The organism is Streptomyces neyagawaensis, assembly GCF_023516595.1.
Classification (GTDB): Bacteria; Actinomycetota; Actinomycetes; order Streptomycetales; family Streptomycetaceae; genus Streptomyces; species Streptomyces neyagawaensis.
Genome location: NZ_JAMGBG010000074.1, coordinates 58,982 through 84,045 on the forward strand (window position 1 = coordinate 58,982; position 25,064 = coordinate 84,045).

At 71.1% G+C, this 25,064-nt stretch carries 22 protein-coding genes and 1 pseudogene; 10 read left to right on the plus strand and 13 right to left on the minus strand.

Annotated elements, in window-relative coordinates:
• The first annotated feature begins 23 nt into the window (after positions 1–23).
• Complete coding sequence (locus M8J73_RS28195; RefSeq protein WP_055540384.1) at positions 24–956, plus strand: phosphotransferase family protein; 933 nt, start codon at positions 24–26, stop codon at positions 954–956.
• 23 nt (positions 957–979) lie between these two features.
• On the opposite strand, the gene M8J73_RS28200 is transcribed toward M8J73_RS28195, so the two are convergent.
• Both M8J73_RS28200 and M8J73_RS28205 read right to left on the minus strand, forming a co-directional pair.
• Entirely contained in the window at positions 980–1,882 is a 903-nt protein-coding gene (locus M8J73_RS28200) for an SAM-dependent methyltransferase (RefSeq protein ID WP_249829238.1), read from the minus strand.
• A 126-nt stretch (positions 1,883–2,008) separates the two neighbouring features.
• Positions 2,009–3,427 (minus strand): helix-turn-helix domain-containing protein, encoded by a 1,419-nt coding sequence (locus tag M8J73_RS28205; RefSeq protein ID WP_055542863.1) that lies wholly within the window; start codon positions 3,425–3,427, stop codon positions 2,009–2,011.
• A 275-nt stretch (positions 3,428–3,702) separates the two neighbouring features.
• Here M8J73_RS28205 and M8J73_RS28210 point away from each other — a divergent pair, with 275 nt between their 5' ends.
• Positions 3,703–4,470: a DUF4232 domain-containing protein gene (locus M8J73_RS28210; RefSeq protein ID WP_055542862.1), complete on the plus strand. Its 768-nt coding sequence runs from the start codon at positions 3,703–3,705 to the stop codon at positions 4,468–4,470.
• Positions 4,471–4,587: 117 nt separating this feature from the next.
• On the opposite strand, the gene hemB is transcribed toward M8J73_RS28210, so the two are convergent.
• On the minus strand, positions 4,588–5,580 hold the full coding sequence (hemB, locus tag M8J73_RS28215) for a porphobilinogen synthase (protein WP_055542861.1): 993 nt from the start codon (positions 5,578–5,580) through the stop codon (positions 4,588–4,590).
• 185 nt (positions 5,581–5,765) lie between these two features.
• Between hemB and M8J73_RS28220 the strand changes: the two genes are divergently transcribed.
• Complete coding sequence (locus M8J73_RS28220) at positions 5,766–7,601, plus strand: APC family permease (protein WP_055542860.1); 1,836 nt, start codon at positions 5,766–5,768, stop codon at positions 7,599–7,601.
• Here M8J73_RS28220 and M8J73_RS44950 read toward each other — a convergent pair.
• The 3 genes from M8J73_RS44950 to M8J73_RS28235 are packed head-to-tail and all read right to left on the minus strand — an operon-like array spanning position 7,585 to position 10,987.
• Positions 7,585–9,465, minus strand: a complete 1,881-nt coding sequence (locus tag M8J73_RS44950; protein WP_274757652.1) for a hypothetical protein — start codon at positions 9,463–9,465, stop codon at positions 7,585–7,587. The genes M8J73_RS28220 and M8J73_RS44950 overlap by 17 nt on opposite strands.
• Positions 9,462–10,490, minus strand: coding sequence for a hypothetical protein (locus M8J73_RS28230; protein WP_055542136.1), 1,029 nt, complete (start codon positions 10,488–10,490; stop codon positions 9,462–9,464). The genes M8J73_RS44950 and M8J73_RS28230 overlap by 4 nt, the downstream gene beginning before the upstream one ends.
• Positions 10,491–10,495: 5 nt before the next feature.
• Positions 10,496–10,987 carry a hypothetical protein gene (locus M8J73_RS28235; protein ID WP_240501686.1) on the minus strand — a complete coding sequence of 164 codons (492 nt, stop codon included), beginning with the start codon at positions 10,985–10,987 and terminating at the stop codon, positions 10,496–10,498.
• A 463-nt stretch (positions 10,988–11,450) separates the two neighbouring features.
• On the opposite strand from M8J73_RS28235, the gene M8J73_RS28240 reads away from it, so the two are divergent.
• Both M8J73_RS28240 and M8J73_RS28245 read left to right on the plus strand, forming a co-directional pair.
• A complete protein-coding gene (locus M8J73_RS28240; RefSeq protein WP_240501687.1) occupies positions 11,451–13,724 on the plus strand; it encodes a hypothetical protein in 2,274 nt (757 codons plus the stop codon).
• 54 nt (positions 13,725–13,778) lie between these two features.
• Positions 13,779–14,246 (plus strand): hypothetical protein, encoded by a 468-nt coding sequence (locus M8J73_RS28245; protein ID WP_055542138.1) that lies wholly within the window; start codon positions 13,779–13,781, stop codon positions 14,244–14,246.
• On the opposite strand, the gene M8J73_RS28250 is transcribed toward M8J73_RS28245, so the two are convergent.
• Positions 14,243–14,659 (minus strand): hypothetical protein, encoded by a 417-nt coding sequence (locus M8J73_RS28250; protein WP_055542139.1) that lies wholly within the window; start codon positions 14,657–14,659, stop codon positions 14,243–14,245. The genes M8J73_RS28245 and M8J73_RS28250 overlap by 4 nt on opposite strands.
• Positions 14,660–14,702: 43 nt before the next feature.
• Positions 14,703–15,164, minus strand: coding sequence for an ATP-binding protein (locus M8J73_RS28255; protein WP_055542140.1), 462 nt, complete (start codon positions 15,162–15,164; stop codon positions 14,703–14,705).
• 161 nt (positions 15,165–15,325) lie between these two features.
• Here M8J73_RS28255 and M8J73_RS28260 point away from each other — a divergent pair, with 161 nt between their 5' ends.
• Positions 15,326–16,162, plus strand: coding sequence for a helix-turn-helix domain-containing protein (locus M8J73_RS28260; protein WP_249829239.1), 837 nt, complete (start codon positions 15,326–15,328; stop codon positions 16,160–16,162).
• On the plus strand, positions 16,159–16,365 hold the full coding sequence (locus M8J73_RS28265) for a DUF397 domain-containing protein (protein WP_249829240.1): 207 nt from the start codon (positions 16,159–16,161) through the stop codon (positions 16,363–16,365). Before M8J73_RS28260 ends, M8J73_RS28265 begins: the two co-directional genes overlap by 4 nt.
• Positions 16,366–16,457: 92 nt before the next feature.
• On the opposite strand, the gene M8J73_RS28270 is transcribed toward M8J73_RS28265, so the two are convergent.
• The 5 genes from M8J73_RS28270 to M8J73_RS28290 form a co-directional block, all read right to left on the minus strand.
• Positions 16,458–18,209, minus strand: a complete 1,752-nt coding sequence (locus tag M8J73_RS28270) for a bifunctional uroporphyrinogen-III C-methyltransferase/uroporphyrinogen-III synthase (RefSeq protein ID WP_079055156.1) — start codon at positions 18,207–18,209, stop codon at positions 16,458–16,460.
• Positions 18,206–19,198, minus strand: a complete 993-nt coding sequence (hemC, locus tag M8J73_RS28275) for a hydroxymethylbilane synthase (protein ID WP_055541855.1) — start codon at positions 19,196–19,198, stop codon at positions 18,206–18,208. Before hemC ends, M8J73_RS28270 begins: the two co-directional genes overlap by 4 nt.
• Positions 19,195–20,919: a glutamyl-tRNA reductase gene (locus M8J73_RS28280; protein ID WP_055541854.1), complete on the minus strand. Its 1,725-nt coding sequence runs from the start codon at positions 20,917–20,919 to the stop codon at positions 19,195–19,197. The genes hemC and M8J73_RS28280 overlap by 4 nt, the downstream gene beginning before the upstream one ends.
• Positions 20,916–21,671: a redox-sensing transcriptional repressor Rex gene (locus M8J73_RS28285; protein WP_055541853.1), complete on the minus strand. Its 756-nt coding sequence runs from the start codon at positions 21,669–21,671 to the stop codon at positions 20,916–20,918. Before M8J73_RS28285 ends, M8J73_RS28280 begins: the two co-directional genes overlap by 4 nt.
• Positions 21,672–21,988: 317 nt before the next feature.
• Positions 21,989–22,267 carry a glutaredoxin family protein gene (locus M8J73_RS28290; protein ID WP_055519710.1) on the minus strand — a complete coding sequence of 93 codons (279 nt, stop codon included), beginning with the start codon at positions 22,265–22,267 and terminating at the stop codon, positions 21,989–21,991.
• 158 nt (positions 22,268–22,425) lie between these two features.
• Here M8J73_RS28290 and M8J73_RS28295 point away from each other — a divergent pair, with 158 nt between their 5' ends.
• From M8J73_RS28295 to M8J73_RS45785, 3 genes and pseudogenes are all read left to right on the plus strand, one after another.
• Positions 22,426–23,367, plus strand: a complete 942-nt coding sequence (locus tag M8J73_RS28295) for an HAD family hydrolase (protein ID WP_079055155.1) — start codon at positions 22,426–22,428, stop codon at positions 23,365–23,367.
• A 401-nt stretch (positions 23,368–23,768) separates the two neighbouring features.
• Positions 23,769–24,599, plus strand: a complete 831-nt coding sequence (locus M8J73_RS28300) for an ECF subfamily RNA polymerase sigma factor, BldN family (protein ID WP_249829241.1) — start codon at positions 23,769–23,771, stop codon at positions 24,597–24,599.
• A 296-nt stretch (positions 24,600–24,895) separates the two neighbouring features.
• Positions 24,896–25,064 (plus strand): annotated as a pseudogene (locus tag M8J73_RS45785) (DUF5667 domain-containing protein); the annotation flags it as partial.

The following is a 25,064-nucleotide window of genomic DNA, read 5'->3' on the forward strand; positions in this document are numbered from 1 at the left end:
CCCGTACCCCCTAGGCTTCGCGCATGCTGCCCAGCGTGGACACGAACGACGAACTGGAAGAAGTCGTCGGTGACGAGGCACTGCTGCGACCGGCCGCCCAGGATCTCTGTGCTCAACTCGGTCTCGCAGGCGCGCGAATCGTGCGTTTCCCCGAGGGCTCGTTGCCGGTGTACGCGGTCGGTGACGCCCTCGTCCTGAAGCTCTATCCGGGCTTCGAAGCATCGGAAGCCGTGCGGGAGGCCCGGCTGTTGTCCCATCTGTGGGGGCGACTGCCGATCCCCACGCCCCGGTTGCAGGCCGCCGACCAGTACAAGAACGGCTGGCGCTACGTCCTGATGTCCCGGCTGCCCGGCGAGGACCTCAACGAGGTCTGGCCGCGCGTCCCGAGGGCGGACCAGGAGCGGATCGTCGCGGAGACCGCCGAGTGCCTGGCCGCCCTGCACGCCCTGGATCCGGGGCCGGTGGCCTCCGTCGTCGGACCGCCCGACTGGTCACGGTTCCTGGCCGGTCAGCGGGCGGCCGCGGTCGAGCAGCAGGCCAGCGGGGGCCTGCCGGAACCCTGGCTGGAACAGATCCCCGACTTCCTGCGCTCGGTGCCTCTCACCGCCCCCGCCCGGCCGGTGCTGCTCCACACGGAGCTGATGCGCGAGCACCTCACGGTCGACCCGCACGACGGCTGGCGCCTGACCGGCCTGTTCGACTTCGAACCCGCGATGATCGGTGCGCCGGCGTACGACTTCGTCAGCGTCGGCCTGTTCCTGACCGCCGCCGACCCGGTCCTCCTCAAACTCTTCTACGAGGCGTACGGCCAACCCCCGTTCGACCCGCGGGAACTGATGGCGTACACCCTCCTGCACGTCTACAGCGACCTGAACTGGTACCTGCGCAGGCTCCCGGCCCCGCCCCGCAAGGACCTGGAGGCCCTGGCGGAGACATGGTTCGGCACGGGAGGCTGAGCTGAACGGAGGAGGGGCGGCCGCTAGCCCTTCCGGCCGGTGGCCGCGTACACGTTGATGTCCGCGTCGGTCACGTCGTTGATGTCCCGGTAGCGGACCTTCTCGATGTCGTCCAACGCGGCCAGCGTGTGCGGCTCCATCTCGGGAGGCAGCGGCGCGCCCCCCTCGAACCGCCAGTGGTGGACGGGAACGACGCCCGGCTCGTCCACGGCGAGCCCGCTCTGCTCGAAGAACCGCGCCACCTCGTCGCGCGAGCGCAGCACGAAGGTGAACCCGCGCTTGGTGTACGTGTCCCGCACGGCGCGGATCTTCGACGGGTTGAGGTCCTCCGTGAGGTGGGTGAGGACGAGTCGGCTCCCGGCGGGCAGCGCCTCGATCAGTTCGCGTACGGCGGGGTAGGCGACCTCGTCCTCGACGAAGTGCAGGAGCGCCACCAGGCACAGCGCGATCGGCTCGTCGAAGTCGAGTGTCCTGGCGGCCTCTTCGAGGATGCGTGCCGGTTCCCGGAAGTCGGCGTCGATGTAGTCGGTGGCGCCCTCGGGCCCGCTGGTGAGGAGCGCTCGGGCGTGCGCGAGGACCACGGGGTCGTTGTCGACGTACACGACCCGGGTGCCGGGGGTGATGTCCTGGGCGATCTGGTGGACGTTCTCGGCGGTCGGCAGCCCTGTGCCGATGTCGAGGAACTGCCGGATGCCCTCGTCCTTGGTGAGCGTGGTCACGGCTCGGCGCAGGAAGTCCCGGTTGTGCCGGACGTCGAGGTAGCCGCGCGGGTTGGCCGCGAGCGCCGCGCCGGCCGCCTCGCGGTCCACGGGGTAGTTGTCCTTGCCGCCGAGGAAGACGTCGTAGACGCGTGCCGGGTGCGCCTTGGTGGTGTCGATCCTCCTCCGCAGGTCGGTGGGGTCCTGGCTGAGCGCGTCTTCGGCCATGAAGCCTCTCCTGGGGGGTGTCATTGAACGCACAACAACCTAGCCGCAAACGGGAGTTCACAACGCCGAAATCCGGACGCCCGCCCCCGGCCCGGTCCCCGCCACCCCGCCCCGCCCCGCCCCGGCTCAGCCGTCCTCGCCGAGGGTCGTGCCCTCCTTCACCCACTGCTTCCCGTTCAGCGGGTACTCGTAGGCCGGGCGCCCGTTGTTGCCGCTCGTGCGGAACGGTCGGCCGCCGTTGTCCACCCTCAGCGTGTCGCTGCGGGAGCCCGACGACCACGTGACCTCCAGGTACCAGCTGACGTCGTACACCGAGGCGTCGGCCGTGATGTAGTACACCTCCGGGTCGGACTCGCTGACGGAGTACGGGAAGCCCTTGCTCCCCGCCTTGGGCTTGACGACGGGCCGCGCGGCGTCGAGAGCGACCGTGAAGGACCGGGTCGGCACACCGGCCCCGCACCCGACACCGGGATACCCCATGACGTAGTCGTTCCAGGGCAGGGGCTGCCGTTTGGCGACCGTGCGGACCTTGACGCTGTTCACGACGACCGTCTCCTTGCCGGTGCCCTGGACGGTGAGCGTCAGGAACTGGCCGCCGGACGAGACCGCCCCCGTCCGCGCCACCCAGGACGCCGCGTCCTGCTCCGGCGGCGGCTCGGGGACGTCCGTGGGCGGCCGGTTCACCAGATACCGCTGGTCGCACGGGCTCTCCCAGGTGTACGGCTCCACCTTCACGGACAACGGCGGGTCGAGGGACGCGGAGTCACCGCCGCCCGCCCCGGAACCCGTCGGGGTGGCCGCACCGGTGGACGCGGGCGCCCCCTTCCCGTCGCCCTTCGCCCCCTTGCCGTCCTTCGCGCCCTTCCCGTCCGTCTCGCTCCCGGAGGGTGAGGGCGAGGCGTCGGACGCGGACGGGGAGCCCTTCTCCAGCCGGTCCCCGGCGGGCACGTCGGCGAGGGAACGGCGACCGCCGTCGTCCCCGGACTCCCCCGGCGGAAGGCTCACCGCCAGCGTGACGGCACCGACCAGGGCGGCGACGGCCACACCCGCGACGAGCGCGACCCGGCCCCGCCGACGCGGCCGGGGAGCCGTACGGAACGACCGGGCCCCCGGGCCGCCCTCGACGACCTCTCCCTCGGGCATGGGGGCCCCGGCCTCCGCCGGTGTCGGCGTGGACGTCGGCGTCTCGCGCTCACCGGTGGCGTCCCCCGTGCCCGCTGCCGGCGTCGGCGTCTCGCGCGCGACCGCGCCCTCGTCCGAAGCCGCCGTGGAATCCCCGCCGGCCGCACGAAGGTCGCCCCCCTTGCGTCCGCGCGTCGCGTCCGCGAGCACCCACTTGCGGTGCAGCTCGACCAGTTCCCCGGGCGTGGCCTTGCAGAGGCGGGCCAGCCGCTCCACCGGCGCGTAGTCCGTCGGTACGGCGTCCCCGTTGCAGTACCGGTGCAGGGTCGACGTACTCATGTGGAGGCGCTTGGCGAGCACCCCGTAGCTCAGCCCGGAGCGCTCCTTCAACTCCCGCAGCATTTCCGCGAAACCAGCCGCCATGCCGTTCCCGGCACCGCTCCCCGACACGTTCTCTCCATCCCCTCACATCACCGGCGTCCCGTTCCGCGTTCCAGGCAAGGGACGTTCGCCCAGGTCACAGGCGGTGCGAGCATTCCAGCGTCCCTGATGGCCCGCCGGAGGTGGCGGCCGGGACGGATCACCCCGCAAGCTCTGGTCATCCAAACACGCCGCTCCCGAAAGTCCGGTCGAGCTGCGCGTGTTCGACCACTTGTTCTCAGCCTTCTCCACCGGCTTTGTCCGAAAGGGACTCCGTCATGCGTACGTACCGCACCGCCCGCACCGTCCGCCCCTCCCGTCTGCTCGTCGCGGCCGGAGCGGCCCTCGCGGCGCTCTCCCTCACCGCGTGCGGCGACGGCACGGGCATGAAGGACGAGGGCGCCGCGCGCACCTCGGTGTCGGTCGCGAAGGACTCCCAGCAGACGGACACGGGCAAGGGCACGGACACCGGCACGGGCGGCAACAAGACGACCCCGAACGGGCAGACGGGCGCCGAGACCTCCGCAGCTGGGGGGCAGCAGGGCCAGGGCGCGGGCCAGGGCAAGGGCACCGTGGACCAAGCGTCGAAGAAGGGCGGGGACCCGTTCGACCCGGCGAACCGGGTCACCTGCAACGGATCGAACACCGCCGTGACCATGAAGCCGGTCGCCCGCCCCCTCAACCACATGCTCATCACGGTCAAGAACACCGGCACGAAGGTCTGCGACCTCTTCTACTACCCCACCGTCCGCTTCGACCAGGTCCAGTGGGCCCCGCGGGTCGTGGAGGAGTCCCAGCCGCAGGCCGTGGTGACCCTCGCCCCCGGTGAGTCCGGCTACGCGGGCGTCCTGCTCTCCGCCGCCGACGGCAGCGGGGAGAACGGCACCACCGCCAAGAAGGCCACCATCCGCTTCCAGGGCCAGAAGCCCGGCAGCAACGGCGGCGCGACCGCGTCCCCGTCCCTCCCCGCCAAGGGCGTCTACTACGACAGCACCCTGGCCGTCACCTACTGGCAGTCGACGATCGACGACGCCCTGATGTACTGACCGAACGGCTGTACTGACCGAAACGATGCACTGACCGAACGTCCCATGACGAGGAACGACCCCGGCCGACGCACACCGCGTCGCCGGGGGCCGCCCCCCGCGTCGGGTCACCGCCGCTCAGCGCACCATGCGGGCGGCCTCGACGGCCCAGTACGTGAGGATGTTCTGCGCGCCGGCCCGCTTGATGCCGGTCAGCGTCTCCAGGATCGCCCGCTCCCGGTCGATCCAGCCCTTCTCCGCGGCGGCCTCGACCATCGAGTACTCACCGGAGATCTGATACGCGGCGACCGGCACGTCCACCGCGTCCGCGACCTTCGCCACGATGTCGAGGTAGGGGCCGGCCGGCTTCACCATCACCATGTCGGCGCCCTCCTCCAGGTCGAGGGCCAACTCCCGCAGCGACTCACGGACGTTGGCGGGGTCCTGCTGGTAGGTCTTGCGGTCCCCCTGGAGCGAGGAGGCGACGGCCTCGCGGAAGGGCCCGTAGAACGCGGACGCGTACTTCGCGGTGTAGGCGAGGATCGCCACGTCCTCCCGCCCGATCTGGTCGAGCGCGTCGCGGACGACGCCGATCTGGCCGTCCATCATGCCGCTGGGCCCGACCACATGCGCACCCGCGTCGGCCTGCACCTGCGCCATCTCGGCGTACCGCTCCAGCGTGGCGTCGTTGTCGACACGGCCCTCGGCGTCCAGCACACCGCAGTGCCCGTGGTCCGTGGTCTCGTCGAGGCACAGGTCCGACATCACCAGCAGCTCGTCGCCGACCTCGGCCCGAACGTCGCGGAGCGCGACCTGGAGGATCCCGTCCGGGTCCGTGCCCGGCGTGCCCACGGCGTCCTTCTTCGCGTCCTCCGGCACCCCGAACAGCATGATCCCGGAGACCCCGGCCTCGACGGCCTCCGCGGCGGCCTTCTTCAGACTGTCGCGCGTGTGCTGCACGACCCCCGGCATCGCGGCGATCGGCACCGGCTCGCCGACCCCCTCCCGGACGAACGCGGGGAGGATGAAGTCCGCCGGGTGCAGCCGCGTCTCGGCGACCATCCGGCGCATCACGGGGGAGGTGCGCAGCCGCCGCGGCCGCGTACCGGGAAAGGATCCGTACGTCGACATGCCTCTACGCTACGCCCGCCCCGGCACCCCCTTTACCGACGTACCGTCGGCGGCGCCGCTCCCCCGCACGGTAACGATCCGCTCCCCCGCGCAGTGACGATCGCGTCATTCGTCTCACCATGCGTGTCCACGCGTGCGTAACCTGCGAGGAGGGCAGTGCGCGCCGGTACTCAGGTCAAAGGGGGATGACGTTGGGTCGTACGGGGGAGCGTGACCTCGCGTGTGAGAACACGGCCGAGGCCGCGGACGAGCGACGCCGTCTGTCCACCCTCGACCTCGTCGGCCTGGCCGCCGGGGGTGTGGTGGGCTCCGGGTGGCTGCTGGCGGCGGGGCCCGCCTTCTGGGGGCTCGGCGCGGACGCCATATGGGGGTGGGTGGCCGGTGGGGCGCTGATGCTGCTGATCGCCGCCGTGATGGTCGAACTGGGCATCGCCGTGCCCAAGACGGGCGGGCTGATCTTCCTGCCGCTCCAGGCCGCCGGACCGCTCGTGGCCACGGTCGTGGCCGCCGGCCTGTGGATCGTCTACGCAGCGAACCCGGCCAGCGAGGCGGCGGCCATGGTCCGCGGGCTGGCGTACGAGTACCCGTGGCTGCTGGAGAACGGGGACCGGCTGGCGCAGGCCGGCGGGCTCGGCGGGAGCGTGGCCCGGCCCTACGACCTCTCGAACAGCGGTCTGCTGTGCGCGGTGGCGTTCATGGCCCTGATCATGGCCGTGAACCTGCTGCCACAGCGCCGGCTGATCCGGCTGAACCTCGTCGTCACCGTGGTGAAGGTCCTGATCCCGGTGCTGATCGTCGTCTGCCTGTGGCGGTACGCGCTCGACACCGCGCACAGCTGTGTGCCGAAGGACGTCTGGTACCTGAGCGGGCAGGAGGACACCAAGGCGGCACTCCAGGCGAGGGCCGGGCACCCGGAGCCGCAGGACTTCCTGTACATGGTGCTGGGCGGCAGCATCATCTACGCGTACATCGGCTTCCAGGCCCCGCTGGACTTCGCGGGCAACGTCAGACGCCGCGGCAGGGGCGAGGCGGCCCGGCTGCGGTGGGCGGTGTACGGCACACTCGTCGGCGCGTTCGTGCTGTACACGGCACTCCAGTGGATCTTCGGCGGGCTCTGCGGTGAGCTGACCGGCAACATGCTGGCGTCCCCGTACGCCCAGTTCGCCACGGCCCTCGGCTGGATGTGGCTGGTCTGGCTGATCCGGCTGAACGCGGTGCTGTCCCCCATGGGATCGGGGATCGTCTTCACCCACGCCCTGACCCGCGAGGTCGCCGCCCTCAGCCGCGCCCACCTCACCCACCGGGGGCTGCAGACCGCCCGGCGGGCGTCGTTCCGGTTCCGGGGCGCCGAGATCGACGCGTTCTGGATGATCCTGCTGGTCAACTTCACCATCGGCCTGGTGATGCTGCTGCTGGTCAAGGGCAGCTGGGAGGACCTGGTCGCCCTCAACAGCGTGCCGGCGCTGGTGGTGTACGCCATGCCGGGCGTCGTCCTGGTGGCGTTGAAACCGCCGGGATTCCCGGGCGCACGCCGGGTACTGCACCTGGTGCTGTCCTCCACCGCGTTCGTCGCGATCGCCGTGGTGATCCACGAGGCCGGGTGGGGCAAGGTGTGGCGGGGCATGGCCGCGGTGGCGGTGGGCTCGGCCCTGCTGCTCTGCCTGCCCCTGCTGGCCCGGCTCGATCTGCCCTTCCTGGGGCGCCTGTTGCGCCGTTACGACGCCCGGGACCACGTCTCCCGCTTCGCCCGCCCCGACGATCCCGCCGTACGGCCGGTGCTGCTCTTCCTCACCCATCTGGCGGTGCTCGTGCTGTGCACCGGCCTGCGGGACGCCCTGGACGAGCACTTCCCCGGCGTGGGTCTGGTGACGCTGCCCGTCGCCGCCCTCTCCGCGGCCGTCCTCTTCCCCCTGCTGGTCAGAGCCTGCCGCCGCTACATGGCCTCCGTGCCGCCGACCCTGCCCGGTCCCCGGCGGGAGACGGAGCCGGCGCCGAGGGAGACGGTCACCGCAGGGACTTGATGACCCACTCCGCCGCCTCGCGCCGCCCGGCGTCCCGCAGCGCGGTCACCGCGTCGTCCCGGTGACCGACGTCGGACCAGCGGCCCACGGTGGCGCGCAGCAGCAGTTCCGCGTCCGGCAGCGGCAGCGCGAGCACCCCGCCGACGACCTCGACCACATCGGCCGGTGTCACCAACTGCTCGTTCTCCAGCAGCCGTTCGAGCAGGGTCCAGGCGATCTTGTGCAGCCCGGCCCGGTGCAGCCGTCCCGCGACATCGGCGACGAGCGCGGCGTCGACCGTCAACGCGTCGGAGGGATCGGACAGTTCACGGCACGCGGCGCGTACGGCGACGGAGTACCGGGCGTCGTGCAGCGCGCGCAGGCAGTCCACGAACCGGTCGCGGTCCGCGCCCGGCCGCATCACGGCCATGGCGAGCCGGCGCCCCACCGTGTCGGCGGCGCGGGTCCGGTCGCGGCTGCGGACGACCCGGCCCAGCAGGGTCACCAGGTCGGCGCCGGAACGCCCCTCCACATGCACGGCGGCCGCGTGGCTCAGCATCTGGGAGCACTGCGGGTCGGCGTCCTCCACCCGCAGCCACTCGTCCAACTGCCGCAACTCGTTCAGCGTGCGGGGCACGGCTCCCGAGCCGTCGGCGCCCGCCCCCGAGCCCGCGGTGCCCGTCCCGGAACCGCCGACGGCATCCCTGGGCCCGTCGGCGCCCGCCCCGGAACCGTCGGCGGCCCCCCAGGCCCCGTCGGCGCCCGCCCCGGATCCCCCGGCACCCCCGGAGCCCCTGACCCCTGCGCCCCCGGCACCGGCCCCCGCACCCGCACCCGCACCCGCACCCGCACCCGCCACGATGTCCGTCAGCAGCTCACGGGTCGTGCGGGTCAGTGCCGGCTCCTTGTGCCAGAACGTCACCAGCACGGCCAGCTCCTGCACGGTCTTGTGCCGGGCCGCGTACCGCCGCACCAGGGCGCACTTGGCGGGGGACGCCGTGTCGCCGCGGGCGAGCAGCGCGCAGAGCTTCACCACGTGCCGGGGCTGAGCGGTGCGGCCGATGTGCTCGGCGAGGGCGTCGTGTCCGGCGCCGCGCCGGGCGATGAGCCGCGCCACCAACTCCCTCGTGCGCTCCACCTCCGTGGCGTCGGAGGCGTTCAGCCGTTCCTCGACCCAGCGTTCCAGGACCCGCCCGGCGGGGCTGAGGTGCTGGAAGGCGCCCGCGAGGTCGGCCATCTCCTCGCCCTCCTCGCCCGCCCCACCCGGCCCCGCGCCACCCGGCGGGCTGTCGGCGATCGCCCGCAGGGTCAGCCCGAGCAGCCGGTCGGCCTCGCGGTGGCAGCCCTCGTCGCGCAGCGCGGTGTGCAGCAGCGCCTTGTCGAGGTTGGTCCGGCCGGAACCGGGGCTCGCGAACACCTGCACGGTCCGCTTGGCGAGCGTCGGCTCCCGCTGCTCCAGGACCCGCACGAACACCGCCACGTCGAACGCGGTGCGCTGGCAGGCCACGTCGTGCACGATGCTCGCGGTGATCGGGGCGCGCTCGCCGCCCGACTCCGCCTCGTACTGCATCAGCGCCAGCTCGGCAGCCTCGCCGACCGGCCGGGACAGGGCCGCCGTCGCCATCAGCATCACCGCGTCCCGCCCGTCGAAGTGATCGGCGAGCCGGACCAGTTCGTGGACGGGGCGGCGCAGCGCGAAGGCGTGCAGGGCCCGCATGGCCATGGCCTCGCGGTGCTCCTCCCGCATCCGGCTCAGGATGCCCGTGAACTGGGCGACCTGGATCCGCGTCACCCAGGCGTACGCCTCGTTGAGCGACTCGGCGAGGTCCAGCTGGAACAGGTGCTCGGTCCGGCGGCCGGCCTCCTGGCCGTGGGCGCCGCTCATCCGCCGCCCAGCATCGCGGGTTCGATCTCGCCCCAGTACCTGACGAAGTCGACCGGGTCGGGCAGGAGTTCGGCGGCCCGCCGGTCCACGCGGTGGGCCAGCTCGCGGCTCTGCTCGTCGCCCGCCTTGAGCCGCACCACGACCCGGCCCGCGAGGTCGGGGCGGCGCATCAGGTCGGGCAGGTTGCGCTCCCCGTTGAGGAGCAGCTCGCGGACCCAGCCGTCCACGGTGTCCAGGACCCGCGCCCGGGGCCGGCGGCCCTTCGCGTGGTTGGTGAAGAGGGTGGCCGCCTCGGAGGCGTCGTTGAGCAGCATCCGGGGCGCGTGGTGGACCCCGCACTCCTGCATGCTCTCGTCGATCCCGGCGCGGAGCGCGCCGAGGGTGAGGTCGTCGGGGTGGTCGGGCATGCCCTCGCCGAGGACGTTCAGCAGATGCCCGCTGAACGGGGTGCAGGTGTCGAGGGGGCTCGGCAGGTTCGCGCAGGCGTCGGCCCAGGCGTTGTGGACGGTGCCGCCGACCGCCGTGAGCACACAGGTGCCCTGGTAGCGGGTGCCGAGGGCGCCCGGCAGCGCGGACTCGGGTCCCAGGTGGGGCAGCATGTTGGAGTAGCAGCAGTCGGTGATCAGCACCTTGAGGCCGGCCTTGCTCTTCCTGATCGCCCGGTACACGTACCAGGCGGACAGCCAGGTCCAGGGCTCGTTGATCCGGGACGAGCCGACGGCGAAGTGGACCTGTCCGCCGGGCACGTCCTGCCAGTAGGCGCCGTGCCCGACGTACACGACGAGCAGGGTGTCCTGGGGTCCCTCCCCGGCGGCCGCCGCGTCATGGAGTGCCCGCATCACCCCGTCCGCGGTCCGGGTCCGCTCCGGCTCCAGCACGGCGGCACCGGCCTCCGCACCCCACTGCGGGTCCCGGGCCAGCGCCGCCCCGTACGCGCGGGCACTCGCCTCGATCGTCGGATACCCGTCTATGCCGGAGTCGTCGTCATACGCCCCGACACCGATGACCAGCGCCCGCGACGCCATACCGGTCAGCTCCCTTCGGCGGTGCCGGGCCCCGCACCGCCACCGGCGTCGTCACCGGCGCCCCGCGGCGGCTCGGAGACCTGAGGCGGCTCGGGAGTACCCGGAGCGCCCGACGTACCCGCAGTACCCGACGCGCCCGGCGCACCCGGTGTGCCCGGAGTCCCCGGCGAATCCGGTGTGCCCGGAGCCCCCGGCACTGGCGCCGCCCCCGGCGTCTGCGGCATCTGGAAGACGATCGTGACCGTCGGCGGGTCGAGCCGCCGCCCCCGCCAGGTGTCGACCGCCCGCTGCGCGGCGACCCCCACGGCGGCTCCCACCGCGCCCTCCAGCAGCGCCTCCAGCAGCGTGAAGGCGAGATCGCCGCCCAGCGTGCCCTTCTGCCCGACCGTCTCCAGCCGCCAGTCGAGCCCCGTCTCCCGGCCCAGCTCCTCCAGGAGCTCCTGCGGCTCGTCCAGCCCGACCGGCCCCTCGACCTTCACCGAGATCATCGCTGTCATGCTCCCGTGCCTCCCCCGTCGGCCCGCGCGCTACACGTCCACTCTGCCAGCGCGAACACCGGCTGCGCGAGGGTGAACTGACGCACAAGGCGCCCTTCTTACGCCCCCTGAACGCCACCCCCCTGCGCAGGCGAGGAAACCGGCCGGACGCTCGACGAGGGCGGGCAGGTCGGCCGTCATGGCGTGGTGCACCGCCCTCGCGCCGGCACCGTTGTGGAACCAGGCGATGACAGCCGGAGTGAGACGGCGCACGTTCCGCCAGGACGCGTGAACCGGTCGCCAGTACGGCGAAGTCCCACGAGCAGGACGAGCTTTGGCCAGAAGTACATGGGATCGCGATCGCAATTTTGGTACAAATGATCGACTCGGCGTTCATGTGCGTCCATGCGTCACAGCGTCAGACGCCCCGAGCGTGGCATCGAGTTGAGGGAACGAATCCGCGAGGGCGTCCACGGGGGTAGGCGTGAGCGAGGACAGGCCCGTTGTCTCGGCCGAGATACCGGAGTTCACCGGGAATCTGGAGCAACTGGAGACGGACGCCGGGGACATCGCGTTCGACGGCATGGCGATCGGTGCGGCGGGTCTGCTGATCGACGCCAACTTCAACCTGCTGGAGCCTTTCTACAAGGCCCCCGAGGCCGACCAGCTCTTCGCGACGACGGCGCCGGTCGCGTCGGCCGGCAACGACCTGCACACCGAGCTGGGCACGGTCTCCAAGGCCCTGCTCGACTACGCGGCCGAGGTCCGCCCCCTGGTCGACCGGCTCAACACACTCCGCGAGGAGGCGGCGGCGTTCGAACGGCGCGTCGCGGGCGACGACGACTGGGTCGCTGACGGCGACCTCATCGACGAGAACACGGCCCGCCGCAACGCGGTGAACGCGGCCTGGTCCGCCTTCCAGGCCGCCGAACGGGCCTGCTACAACAAGATCGTCGCACTGGTCGGCGGGGATCCGCTCGTCGTCGACGACGGCTCCGGCAAAGAGAACATGTACGGCTACCGGGCCGAGGACCTCAACAATGCCGGAGGTCTGCCGTGGGGGGACCCCGTCGAGGAGTCCAACCCCTGGTACTACTTCCACGAGCACGCCTGGGACTTCACGGTCGGCTTCGTCGTGGACGGCGTGTGGGGCACGATCAAGGGCCTGGGCACACTGGTCGGCTTCAACGGCTGGGACGCGGCCGGACAGGCATGGGTCGGCCTCGGCAAGCTCGCGACCGGCGTCCTGATCACGGGAACGCCGCTCGGCGCCGCGTACTGGCTGACCCCGGCCGACAAACTCCCCTCCTGGCTCCGCGACTCCCGCACGGCCGTCGTCGAGACCGGCAAGGCCCTCATCGCGTACGACGAGTGGGGCAAGAACCCCTCACGCGCCGCCGGCGCGGTCACCTTCAACGTCCTCACCACCGTCTTCACAGGTGGAACGGGCGGAGCGGTCGCGGCGACCGGCAAGGCCGGTGCGATCGCGAAGGCCCTCTCCTTCGCGGGCCGGGCGGGCCGGATCGTCGACCCGATGACGTACATCGCGAAGGGCATCGGCGGGACCGCCGTGAAGATCAGTGACGTCATGGCCGGGCTGCGGGGGATCACGAACGGCACACACATCAGACTCGGCGAAGGCACGTACCAGATAGCCGACACCCCGAACATCGCCGACGACCTCCCGGCCGGCCTCACCCCCGAGAACTCCGTCCGCATGACCACCCCCGAGGGCGAGGTCGTCTACCTCGACACCAAGACCTTGATCATGCACAACGCGGACGGGACGGTACGGGAGTCCCTGGACGCCATCCGACACGAGCGGACGGCGGAGCAGCGGACGGCGGAGACCGGGGCGAGGCAGGAGCAGCCCGCAGCCGACGCGGACGTGCGGGAACCTGCGGGTGTCGGTGCGGGCACACATGCGGGGGAGACCGCTGCAGTGGGTGGCCGGGGCGGGGTCGGCGCCGCGACAGGTCCTGGAGGCCGTGCCGTAGGCGATGCGGCGGCGGGGCGTGGTGGCGGGTCCGGGGGAGCCGCTGACGGTCCGGACCACCTCGGTCGAGGTGACGAAGGCCCCGGCCGCACGAGTGACGATCGACCCGACGGGCACTCCGTCACCGACCGTGATTCCAACGGCGGCCCTGATCCGGACCCCGAACCGCATGAGCCGGACGAGTCGTCCGGCTCCCACAGAGCGGACACGGCCGCTCCCGTCAAACGCGGAGATGAGAACCCGTACGCCGGAATGGAACCCGATCTGTCTCGGCCGGCGCTGCCGCCGGGCGACGGGCCGCTCACTCTGCGGGACGTGCGCAACATGCGTAACCCGAAACTCCGCTGGGCGGCGGGTGAAGAACTGCACAGGCAGCAATGGCGAGGCGGCCCCGAGCGTCACTACCCGGTTCCCGTACAAGGGGAGGGGCGGTATCCGGTGACGGGTTCCGGCGGGCGCAAGGTCGATGTGCCGGTGGACCTGCCCGACGGCCGCACCATCGCCGTGGAAGTGAAGACGTACGGCGAATACCGCACCATCACCCTGAAGGACGGGACCAAGGAGACGATCAAGAACGAAGTCCCCTTGAGCAAGGGGATCAAGGAGCAGATCCACAAGGATCTGGCCCTGCGGGAGATGAACCCGGACTTTGACCCGCGCTGGTCGTTCACGCACGCCGGACCGTCCAAGGAGCTTCGGGATTATCTGACCGAAGTTAAGATCATTTTCTTGGAGTACGGGCCTGCTCCCAAGAAGGGCTGATGGGACACTCCATCGTGGAAGTGGAGCGTCCGGAGAACTGAAAGGCTGCACGCCATGCGGAACAACACGTCGGACGGATCTGCCGCCGAAGTCTCAGAGTGGGCGGAAGGGGCCCATGGCAACGCGGCTGATCTCGCCGCGATGGTCGGAGTGACGAGGGAGCGGTTCGAAGCGGATCCGCTCGCCTCACTGCCCGGCATCCAGAACTATGTCTCGCGACTGCCACTGGGCGAGTTCGAACAGTCCGACTGGATCACGCTCCACACGGATCTCGTCTCGTTCCTCGGTGATGTACTCGTACGTCGACGAGGAGCCCACTGGAAGAAGGTCGACGACCCGGAAGTTCCCGCTGGCTACCGCTTCTTCATCGAGGCCACCGGACACGATGGGCAAGCACACCAGGTCGAACCCTATGACGTGGTCATGGAGGAATTCGAGCACCTGCCCATCGACATCTCACGCATGCTCGCGAACGCCGAGGCGGTTCTGCGTGTGTCGTCTGCTCCCAACGGGGGCGCCTAGACCTTCGTTTCCGGCAGACGAGTCAGGGATGCCCTCACCAGTTCCCCGGACCTGCTGAGAAGCAGATCGGGAATCTCGTCCTCGTAGAACCGGATCTGGCCGATAACGCCTTCCGTAGCCGAGTGGAATGCCAACATTTCGATCAAGGCGTCGATCTGCGGCATGGATTCGGCATGCACTTCTTGACGGACCGTCAGGGCCCAGCCCGGGTCCGTTCTGATCAGCTCGCCGACCAGGACACCGCCGATGCGCCTGGCGGGACCGCGGGCGGCCCAGACGGGGTGGTCGTCGGACTCGTCGGCCAGACCCTCACCCCCCTCATGGCCGAGGTGTCGGCGCAACTCGGAGAGCACCGCGTCCGGCACCGTAGCCGCCAGGTTCAGGGAGACGTCGACTGCGTAGAGGTCGGCCATACGGTCAGAGTACTGACGCCGCTGACGCCCTGCCGAAGCTACTTCAGCGCCTGAGATCCAGCTCGGCCCAGACGGTCTTGGACGGCACCGGCCCGGCCACGACACCCCACCGATCCGCCAACTCCTCGACGAGCAAGAGCCCATAGCCGCCTTGGGCCGGGGCCCCACCGGCGACCGGCGCGCGGACGGGTAGACGATCACCCCGCATGTCGGTCACTTCGATACGGAGCGTGCCAGGAAGAGTGAGTTCGAGGGCGAGGCGAAAGCTCCGACCGAGGACCCGGCCATGCGAGGCCGCGTTACTGGCAAGCTCGGCGACGATGAGCCGCGCGGGATCCAACGGCAGCGCCCACGAGCGCAGTTGCTCCGTGGCCAGAAGTCTGGCCAGGCGGGCTCCGCGACGCGTCGCGGACAGCGGTACCGAGAACCGGTGGGGCGGGTCGGCGGCGGCGGGCGCGGAGAGCGCCGTATCGGAACTGCCGGTTCGGGTGATCTGATCGCTCATGTCACACAGAGTGGTTACACATGCATAACCTGTGAAGAACTCCTGCCCGTGCGGAGATCAGTTGTCCGGGCGCGGCCGACCGTTGTCCGGCCCCACCGGGTGACGCGGCGTGAGCCGACGGAGTTGGGCAAGTGGTGTCGTGACGGAAGGCGGCGGACGACGTGGGCGACTGGGACGCGGGACCGGAGGACGACGAGGCCGGGGCGGTGATCAAGACGGTCGCCCGCCAGCTGAAGCTGTGGCGCGAGGCGGCGGGTCTCACCCAGGCGGAGTTCGGGGCGGCGATCGGGTACGGCGAGGAGCTGGTCTCCTCGGTGGAGCGGGGGCGGCGGATTCCCCGGCCGGAGTACCTGGACCAGGCGGACGAGGCGCTGGGGGCGAACGGCAGGATCATCGCGATGAAGCGGGACTTGGCGGAGGTCCGGTATCCGAAGAAGGTGCGTGGCCTGAAGAAGCTGGAGGAAGAGGCGGTCGAGTTGTGCAACTACAACAACTCGGTCATCCACGGGCTTCTACAAACCGAGGAGTACGTGCGAGCGTCCTTCGCAACCAGACGGCCCCCCTTCCGGGAAGACGAACTGGAACAGCACGTGGCGGCCAGGCTGGCCCGGCAGGAGATCCTCGGTCGAGCGGCAGCGCCGCTCCCCGTGTTCAGCTTTGTCCAATGCGAGTCGACGCTGCGGCGCCCCATCGGGGGCAGAATGGTGATGCGAAGGCAGCTCGAACGCCTTCTGGAAGTCGGCCAGTTGAGGAACGTCGACCTTCAGGTCCTCCCACTGGCCTGCGAGGACAACGCCGGGTTGGCGGGTTCGTTCAGGCTGCTCAGACTGCGGGACGGCAGCGCGGTGGGACACAACGAGATCCAGCTCGTGAGCCGGGTGATCACCGACCCCAGAGAGGTTCAGCTCCTGGACATCCGCTATGGAATCATCCGGGCACAGGCTCTCACGCCTCGGGAGTCGACGGCCTTCATCGAGAAGATGCTGGGAGAGACATGATCCGCAAGCCTCCGACCGGGGACGGACAGGCACCGGAGTGGATAAAGAGCAGCTACAGCACCCCTGACGGCCCCGATTGCCTCGAAGTCGCCACCACCCCCGCCACCATCCTCATCCGCGACTCGAAGAACCCCCGAGGCCCCCGCCTCGCCCTCACCCCCGCCGCCTGGTCGACGTTCCTGCCGTACGTCTCCGGCGCCTGACACAGCGCGCACAAGACGGAGGGGCGGCGGTCCCAAGAACCGCCGCCCCTCCCGTACGCCCCGTACAACCCGTACGCCTACGATCGACCCGCTCAGGTCGTGTTCCGCCTCCGCCGAGCCCCCGGCCGCCGCTCGCTCGGCCGTGTCACCGGGTCCCCCGCCTCCAGCGCGGCCGCGCGGCGCCGCAGGCCGAAGTCGGCGAGCGCCTCCGCCAGCTTGTGCACGGACGGCTCGGGAGCCATCACGTCCACCCGCAGCCCGTGCTCCTCGGCGGTCTTCGCCGTCGCGGGCCCGATACAGGCGATCACGGTGACGTTGTGCGGCTTGCCGGCGATGCCGACCAGGTTCCGCACGGTGGACGACGACGTGAACAGCACGGCGTCGAAGCCACCGCCCTTGATCGCCTCACGGGTCTCGGCCGGCGGCGGCGAGGCCCGCACGGTCCGGTAGGCGGTGACGTCGTCGACCTCCCACCCGAGCTCGATCAACCCGGCGACCAGCGTCTCCGTGGCGATGTCGGCCCGCGGCAGGAACACCCGGTCGATCGGGTCGAAGACGGGGTCGTACGGCGGCCAGTCCTCCAGCAGCCCGGCCGCGGACTGCTCACCGCTCGGCACCAGGTCCGGCTTCACACCGAACGCGACCAGCGCCCTGGCGGTCTGCTCGCCCACCGCGGCGACCTTGATCCCCGCGAAGGCCCGGGCGTCGAGCCCGTACTCCTCGAACTTCTCCCGTACGGCCTTGACCGCGTTCACCGAGGTGAAGGCGATCCACTCGTACCGTCCGGTCACCAGGCCCTTGACCGCGCGCTCCATCTGCTGCGGGGTGCGCGGCGGTTCCACGGCGATCGTCGGCACCTCGTGCGGCACGGCCCCGTAGGACCGCAGCTGGTCGGAGAGCGAGGCGGCCTGCTCCTTCGTGCGCGGCACGAGGACCCGCCAGCCGAACAGCGGCTTGCTCTCGAACCACGACAACTGGTCGCGCTGGGCGGCCGCGGAACGCTCACCGACCACGGCTATCACCGGCCGCGCGCCCTCCGGGGAGGGCAGCACCTTGGCCTGCTTCAGCACCTGCGCGATCGTGCCGAGCGTGGCGGTCCAGGTCCGCTGCCGGGTCGTCGTACCGGCGACGGTGACCGTCAGCGGCGTGTCGGGCTTGCGGCCGGCGGCGACCAGCTCACCGGCTGCGGCGGCCACGGTCTCCAGCGTCGCCGAGACCACGACGGTCCCGTCGGACGCGCCGACCTCGGTCCAGCACCGTTCGGACGCCGTGCGCGCGTCCACGAAGCGCACGTCCGCGCCCTGCGCGTCCCGCAGCGGCACACCCGCGTAGGCGGGCACGCCCACGGCGGCCGCCACACCGGGCACCACCTCGAACGGCACACCCGCGGCGGCGCACGCCAGCATCTCCCCGGTGGCGTAGGTGTCCAGGCCAGGGTCCCCGGACACCGCACGGACGACCCGCTTGCCGCCCCTCGCGGCCTCCATGACAAGATGTGCCGCATCCCGCACAGCGGGTGCACCAACGGTTGTCGACGCGCCGTCAACAACCGTCAGCTGAGGCGTGCCTGTGCCCGAAAACGTATCCGCTGAAGTAGCCGCGGAAGAGGCCGAGGGCGCCGCGGCCACGGGCGACGGCGGGCCCGTGTCGGTGTCCAGTACGGCGACGCCCGGACGGGCATGCGCGCGCACCACGTCGAGCACGTCGTGCTCGGCGACGAGGACGTCCGCGTTCGCCAGCGCCTCCACGGCGCGCAGGGTCAGCAGTCCCGGATCCCCGGGTCCGGCACCGAGGAAGGTGACGTGACCGTGGTCCGGACCGGCGGAAAGGGTGGTGGGGCTCAATGTGCTCGCTCCCCCATCAGACCGGCCGCGCCCTTGGCGAGCATCTCGGCCGCGAGTTCACGGCCGAGCGCCATTGCCTGGTCGTGCGTCTCGGGCACGGGACCGGTGGTGGACAGCTGCACCAGCGTCGAGCCGTCGGTCGTGCCGACGACGCCGCGCAGGCGCATCTCCTTGACAGTCTGCCCGTCGGCCAGAAGGTCGGCGAACGCACCCACCGGGGCGCTGCAACCGGCCTCCAGGGCGGCGAGCAGGGACCGCTCGGCGGTCACGGCGGCCCGCGTGAACGGGTCGTCGAGTTCACCGAGCGCGGCGACCAGCGACGCGTTGTCCGCGACGCATTCGATCGCCAGTGCCCCCTGGCCGGGGGCGGGCAGAACCGTGTCGACCGACAGGAAGTCGGTCACCTCGTCGATCCGGCCGATCCGGTTCAGTCCGGCGGCGGCCAGCACGACGGCGTCCAGCTCACCCTTCCGCACGTATCCGATCCGGGTGTCTACGTTCCCGCGGATCGGCACCGTCTCGATCGTCAGGCCGTGGCTGCGCGCGTACGCGTTCAGCTGGGCCATCCGCCGCGGCGAGCCGGTGCCCACGCGGGCGCCGTCCGGCAGCTGGGCGAAAGTCAGGCCGTCGCGGGCGACCAGCACGTCCCGCGCGTCCTCGCGCAGCGGTACGGCGGCCAGCGCCAGCTCGGCGGGCTGCGCGGTCGGCAGGTCCTTGAGGGAGTGCACGGCGAAGTCGACGTCGCCGCGCAGCAGCGCCTCCCGCAGCGCGGTGACGAAGACGCCCGTGCCGCCGATCTGCGCCAGATGCTCGCGGGAGACGTCGCCGTACGTCGTGATCTCCACGAGTTCGACGGGCCGCCCGGTCACCTGCCGGACCGCGTCCGCCACCAGCCCGGACTGGGCCATGGCGAGCTTGCTCCGCCTGGTCCCGAGCCGCAGCGGCCCATCGGCTCGACGCTGGGGCGCCTCACGTGCCTGCTCACTCATGATCGCCCTCGGTTCTCGGCGTTCTCTTGGCTGTCATCGGCCCGGGACACGGCGGCGACCGTCTCCTGGTCCAGGTCGAACAGGGTCCGCAGCGCGTCCGCGTACCCGGCGCCGCCGGGTTCGGCCGCGAGCTGCTTGACCCGTACGGTCGGCGCGTGCAGCAGCTTGTCGACGACGCGCCGCACGGTCTGGGTGATCTCGCCGCGGTGCTTGTCGTCGAGGCCGGGCAACCGGCCCTCCAGGCGGGCGATCTCGCTCGCGACGACATCCGCGGCCATGGCGCGCAGCGCCACGACGGTGGGGGTGATGTGCGCGGCCCGCTGGGCGGCGCCGAAGGCGGCCACCTCGTCCGAAACGATCCTCCGCACCATGTCCACGTCGGCGGCCATCGGCGCGTCGGCGGAGGCCTCGGCGAGGGACTCGATGTCGACCAGGCGGACACCGGGCAGCCGGTGCGCGGCCGCGTCGATGTCCCGCGGCATGGCCAGGTCCAGCAGCGCGAGCACGGGCTCGGGCCGGGGCGCCTCGACGACCGGCTCGGGTCGGCGCAGTTCGGTGATCCGGCCGGTGACGGCGAAGGTCGCGGCGAGCGCGGCGATCAGCTCGGCGTCGGCGGCGGGTGTGCGGCGGGCGGCGGTGCGCCGGTCGACGGTCGCGTTGTCGACCCAGGCGGCGTGCTGCTCCAGCGTCGCCGCGTCCATCCCGGCGACCGCGGCCTCGCCGTGCACGGAGAAGCCTCCGCCCTGGACGGCGGGGAGGTCGAGCGGACAGTCCTCGTCGGTGCCGATGGACGTCGGCGGCAGCACGGGCCGTATGCCGCCCCGCGCGTCCGCGCGCTGGTCGGGCCCGGCGGCGGCCGTGCCCTCGGGCACCCGCCCCTCGACGGCGGCGGCGACGGCGTCGGCGGTCAGAACCAGGCCCGTCGCACCGGTACAGGAGACGACGACATCGGCACGTGTCAGCTCGGAAGGCACCGATTCCATCGGTACCGCGCGGGCCAGCACGTCCGTTTCGCTCTTTTCACCCTGCTCGGTGAGGATCTGCGCGAGCCGCTCGGCCCGGTCGTACGTCCGGTTGGCGACCACGATCTCGGCGACCCCGGCCCGCGCCAGCGTGGCGGCGGCCAGCGACGACATCGACCCGGCGCCGATCACGACGGCCCGCTTGCCCCGGGCCCACGCCTCGACGGCGCCACCGGCGGTGAACTGCTCCAGACCGAAGGTCACCAGCGACTGTCCGGCCCGGTCGATCCCGGTCTCGGAGTGCGCCCGCTTGCCGACCCTGAGGGCCTGCTGGAACAGGTCGTTCAGCAGCCGCCCGGCGGTGTGCAGCTCCTGCGCGCGGGCCAGCGAGTCCTTGATCTGCCCGAGGATCTGCCCCTCGCCCACGACCATGGAGTCCAGGCCGCAGGCCACCGAGAACAGATGGTGGACGGCCCGGTCCTCGTAGTGCACGTACAGGTAGGGCGTCAGCTCGTCGAGCCCCACCCCGCTGTGCTGGGCGAGCAGCGTGGACAGCTCGGCGACACCGGCGTGGAACTTGTCGACGTCCGCGTACAGCTCGATGCGGTTGCAGGTGGCGAGGACGGCGGCCTCGGTGGCCGGCTCGGCGGCCACCGTGTCCTGAAGCAACTTGATCTGCGCGTCCAGGGACAGCGCGGCCCGCTCCAGCACACTCACCGGAGCGCTGCGGTGACTCAGCCCGACGACCAGGAGACTCATGCCGGCATCACGGCGGGGACATCCCCGTCGGGCCCTTTCCCGGAGTCCTTGGGAGCCAGCGGTACGGCCCCGGGCTCGCCCGCGGCCTCCTCCCCGGCCTTGCGCTGCTCGTGGAAGGCGAGGATCTGCAACTCGATCGAGAGATCCACCTTGCGTACGTCGACACCGTCCGGCACGGACAGGACGGTGGGCGCGAAGTTCAGGATGGACGTGACCCCGGCGGCGACGAGCCGGTCGCACACCTGCTGGGCGGCGCCGGCGGGGGTGGCGATCACGCCGATGGAGACCCCGTTGTCGTCGATGATCTTTTCCAGGTCGTCCGTGTGCTGCACCGGGATGCCCGCGACCGGCTTCCCCGCCATCGCCGGGTCGGCGTCTATCAGCGCGGCGACCCGGAACCCACGGGAGGCGAACCCGCCGTAGTTGGCGAGGGCGGCGCCGAGGTTACCGATACCGACGATCACGACCGGCCAGTCCTGGGTGAGACCCAGCTCACGGGAGATCTGGTAGACGAGGTACTCGACGTCGTAGCCGACGCCCCGCGTCCCGTACGAACCGAGGTAGGAGAAGTCCTTGCGGAGCTTCGCGGAGTTGACCCCCGCCGCGGCCGCCAGTTCCTCGGATGAAACGGTGGGTACCGAGCGCTCCGACAGCGCGGTCAAAGCACGGAGGTACAGCGGAAGCCTGGCGACGGTGGCCTCGGGAATCCCTCGGCTGCGGGTCGCCGGTCGGTGAGTTCGGCCAGTTGCCACGGTGCTCCTGCGGGTAGAGCGGGGCTGCGGGCGGTCATGCGTCCCCAGACCGCCCCGTCGACAGCAGGCTATGTCTTTGTGAACGCGTGCACAAAGATGGTGTCCGATTTGCCCGGCCAACGTGACCGGGGTCACGCACGCCCGACGCGCACGCCCGGAACCGGCACGGACGTGCCTTCGTTCCTCACGCGCCGCCCAGCTCGGCACCTTGCTCCACGGGGGCAAAACCGCACACTCTCCTCACGAATCCCGCCCCCGAGACCAATCAGCCCGTCGATCCTAAGCGACTTTCTGGACCACTTGGACTGGCCGGTCAGTCACATCTGTGTAAGGGCTTTGCGCAGACGCGCCTCGTCCACCCGCCAGAACGTGTGCTGCGCGCCGTCCACCAGCACGACCGGAATCTGCTCCCAGTACGCACGGTGCAGCTCCTCGTCCTGGGTGATGTCCTTCTTCTCCCAGGGCACCCCGAGCTCCCCGCACACCTTCTCGATCACTGACTGCGCGTCATCGCACAGATGACACCCCGGCTTGCCGATCAGTGTGACGAGACGCTCCCCCGGATCACGCGACCGTCGCCGAAACATGGCACTCATGCCGCCATTGTCGCAGCGCGGGACGCGCCCCCTCGTCACCCGTTCCGCGCCCCGACACGCCGTACGGACCACCTCTTTAACGACAAGGTCGCGGAGAGTTCACACCTTGCGAACCTCTCGGCTCCGGAACCACCGAACAGACTGGCTATGCTCACGCCATGGCCGCTCTAGGATGGCTCACTCCTCGTAGGCGCTCCGCCACGGCACGGAGTGTGTTGGCAGGCGAGGCCTCAGCCGAGGCCGCGCGCAAGTCCTCCCAGGAACTGGAGGACCTCGCTCCCGCGCCCGACACCCCTGCCGCCGAACCGGAGTTCCCGGTCCTCGGCGACGAGAAGGCCGCGGCCTTCTTCGACCTCGACAACACGGTCATGCAGGGCGCGTCGCTGTTCCACTTCGGCCGGGGCCTGTACAAGCGGAAGTTCTTCGAGACCCGCGACCTCGCCCGATTCGCCTGGCAGCAGGCGTGGTTCCGGCTCGCGGGCTCCGAGGACCCCGAGCACATGCAGGACGCCCAGAACTCCGCGCTCTCCATCGTCAAGGGCCACCGCGTCGCCGAACTGACCATCATCGGCGAGGAGATCTACGACGAGTACATGGCCGAGCGCATCTGGCCGGGCACCCGCGCCCTCGCCCAGGCCCACCTCGACGCCGGCCAGAAGGTGTGGCTGGTGACGGCCGCACCCGTGGAGATCGCCCAGGTGATCGCCCGCCGCCTCGGTCTGACCGGGGCGCTCGGCACGGTCGCCGAGTCGGTCGACGGCGTCTACACCGGCAAGCTGGTCGGCGAGCCGCTGCACGGCCCCGCGAAGGCGGAGGCGGTCCGCGCCCTGGCCGCCGCCGAGGGCCTGGACCTCTCCCGCTGCGCCGCCTACAGCGACAGCCACAACGACATCCCGATGCTCTCCCTGGTCGGCCACCCCTACGCGATCAACCCCGACTCCAAGCTCCGCAAGCACGCCCGCTCCATGGACTGGCGGCTGCGCGACTACCGCACGGCCCGCAAGGCGGCCAAGGTCGGCCTCCCGGCCGCGGCCGGCGTGGGCGCGGTGGCCGGCGGCACGGCCGCCGCGATCGCGCTGCACCGCCGCCGCTACCGCTGATCCACCCGATCGCTCACACCTTTTTTCGACCACACCTTCTTTCGAACGCCGGGGGGCGGGAAACCGCCCCCCGGCGTTCGGCGTTCCCGCACGCCCGCACGCATTCCAGCTGCCCTACCCCCGTCGCGCGCCCCTCAGTCGCGCCAACCGCACCCGACCACAACACGCCCCGCACCCAGACGGAACACGAACCCAATCGATCAACAATCGATCACGCATCGGCACTTGAGCAGCCGTCAATCAGTAACAGAAGCGACGTAATCGATGATTTGAGCAACTGGGTGTAGCAGTGCCTGCACGAAGCGTTATTCTCCTCAAACGCAAACCGGTACCCCTCCGTCGCTACGACGGGTGAATGGTTCCGTACTGCACGTGATGGAAGCTCTGCCTCTGGGAGTCCCGTGTACCCACACGTCGGGGTTGACGCCTCGGGCCTGGCTACGCTGCGCACGACGGTCAACAACCTGTTGCGCGGCTTCGTCCCCACCGCGTACGCCGTCCCCGCCCTCGCCTCCGCCGCCGCGCCCGTAGGCCCGTGCTACGCACTCGCCGACGGCATTGAACAGGGGTCGGCGCGCAGCGCCGTCGTTGGGGGGCGGAGGTCGGGTGACGGGCGGGAAGTGGGCAGACGAGGCCGTTCGGGATCCACCGCCACCACCACCCGCCGTCCCGCCGCGGACAGCGACAGCGCCCGCATGATGGACCTCGTCGAACGCGCCCAGTCCGGCGAGGCCGACGCCTTCGGTCGCCTGTACGACCAGTACAGCGACACCGTCTACCGCTACATCTACTACCGCGTGGGCGGCAAGGCGACCGCCGAGGACCTCACCAGTGAGACGTTCCTGCGCGCCCTGCGCCGCATCGGGACGTTCACCTGGCAGGGCCGCGACTTCGGCGCCTGGCTGGTCACCATCGCCCGCAACCTCGTCGCCGACCACTTCAAGTCCAGCCGCTTCCGGCTGGAGGTCACCACCGGCGAGATGCTCGACGCCAACGAGGTCGAGCGCTCCCCCGAGGACTCCGTCCTGGAGTCCCTCTCCAACGCCGCCCTCCTCGAGGCCGTACGCCGCCTCAACCCCCAGCAGCAGGAGTGCGTCACCCTCCGCTTCCTCCAGGGCCTCTCCGTCGCCGAGACCGCCCGCGTCATGGGCAAGAACGAGGGCGCGATCAAGACCCTCCAGTACCGCGCGGTCCGCACCCTCGCCCGCCTCCTGCCGGACGACGCCCGCTGACCCGCCCGCCCCGGCAGGACCCACCCCGGCGAACCATCGCCGACCCCGCGCCGAACGCTGCGTCCGGACACACTCGGCGACCTCTAACTCACTATCGGTCGCCTTCTGTTGACTTCTTCGTCGGTTCGCCCTCCGTCCGTAACCCAAGTGCCGCACCACTCGTTGAGCGGGATACAGGCTCCCTGTGGTCACGGCTCGGCCGACATCGATCACTCGATCGTGTGCATTGGTCGGGGACGTGCAACCCTCAGGACCCCCTGGGGAGTCGACCGTCATGACGAGAGGAGGTGCCGCCAGTGATCGCGAACGTATCGGCGCACCGGCGGGCGAACGCCTTCGCCCAGGCCCTGGAGGAGCTGTCCGCCCAGGGCACGGCGGCCGAGCAGCCCGAGGGATCGGCACCGGCCCCGGCAGCGGAACAGACCAACCAGGGACGCCTGTTGACCCTGGCGACCGGTCTCGACG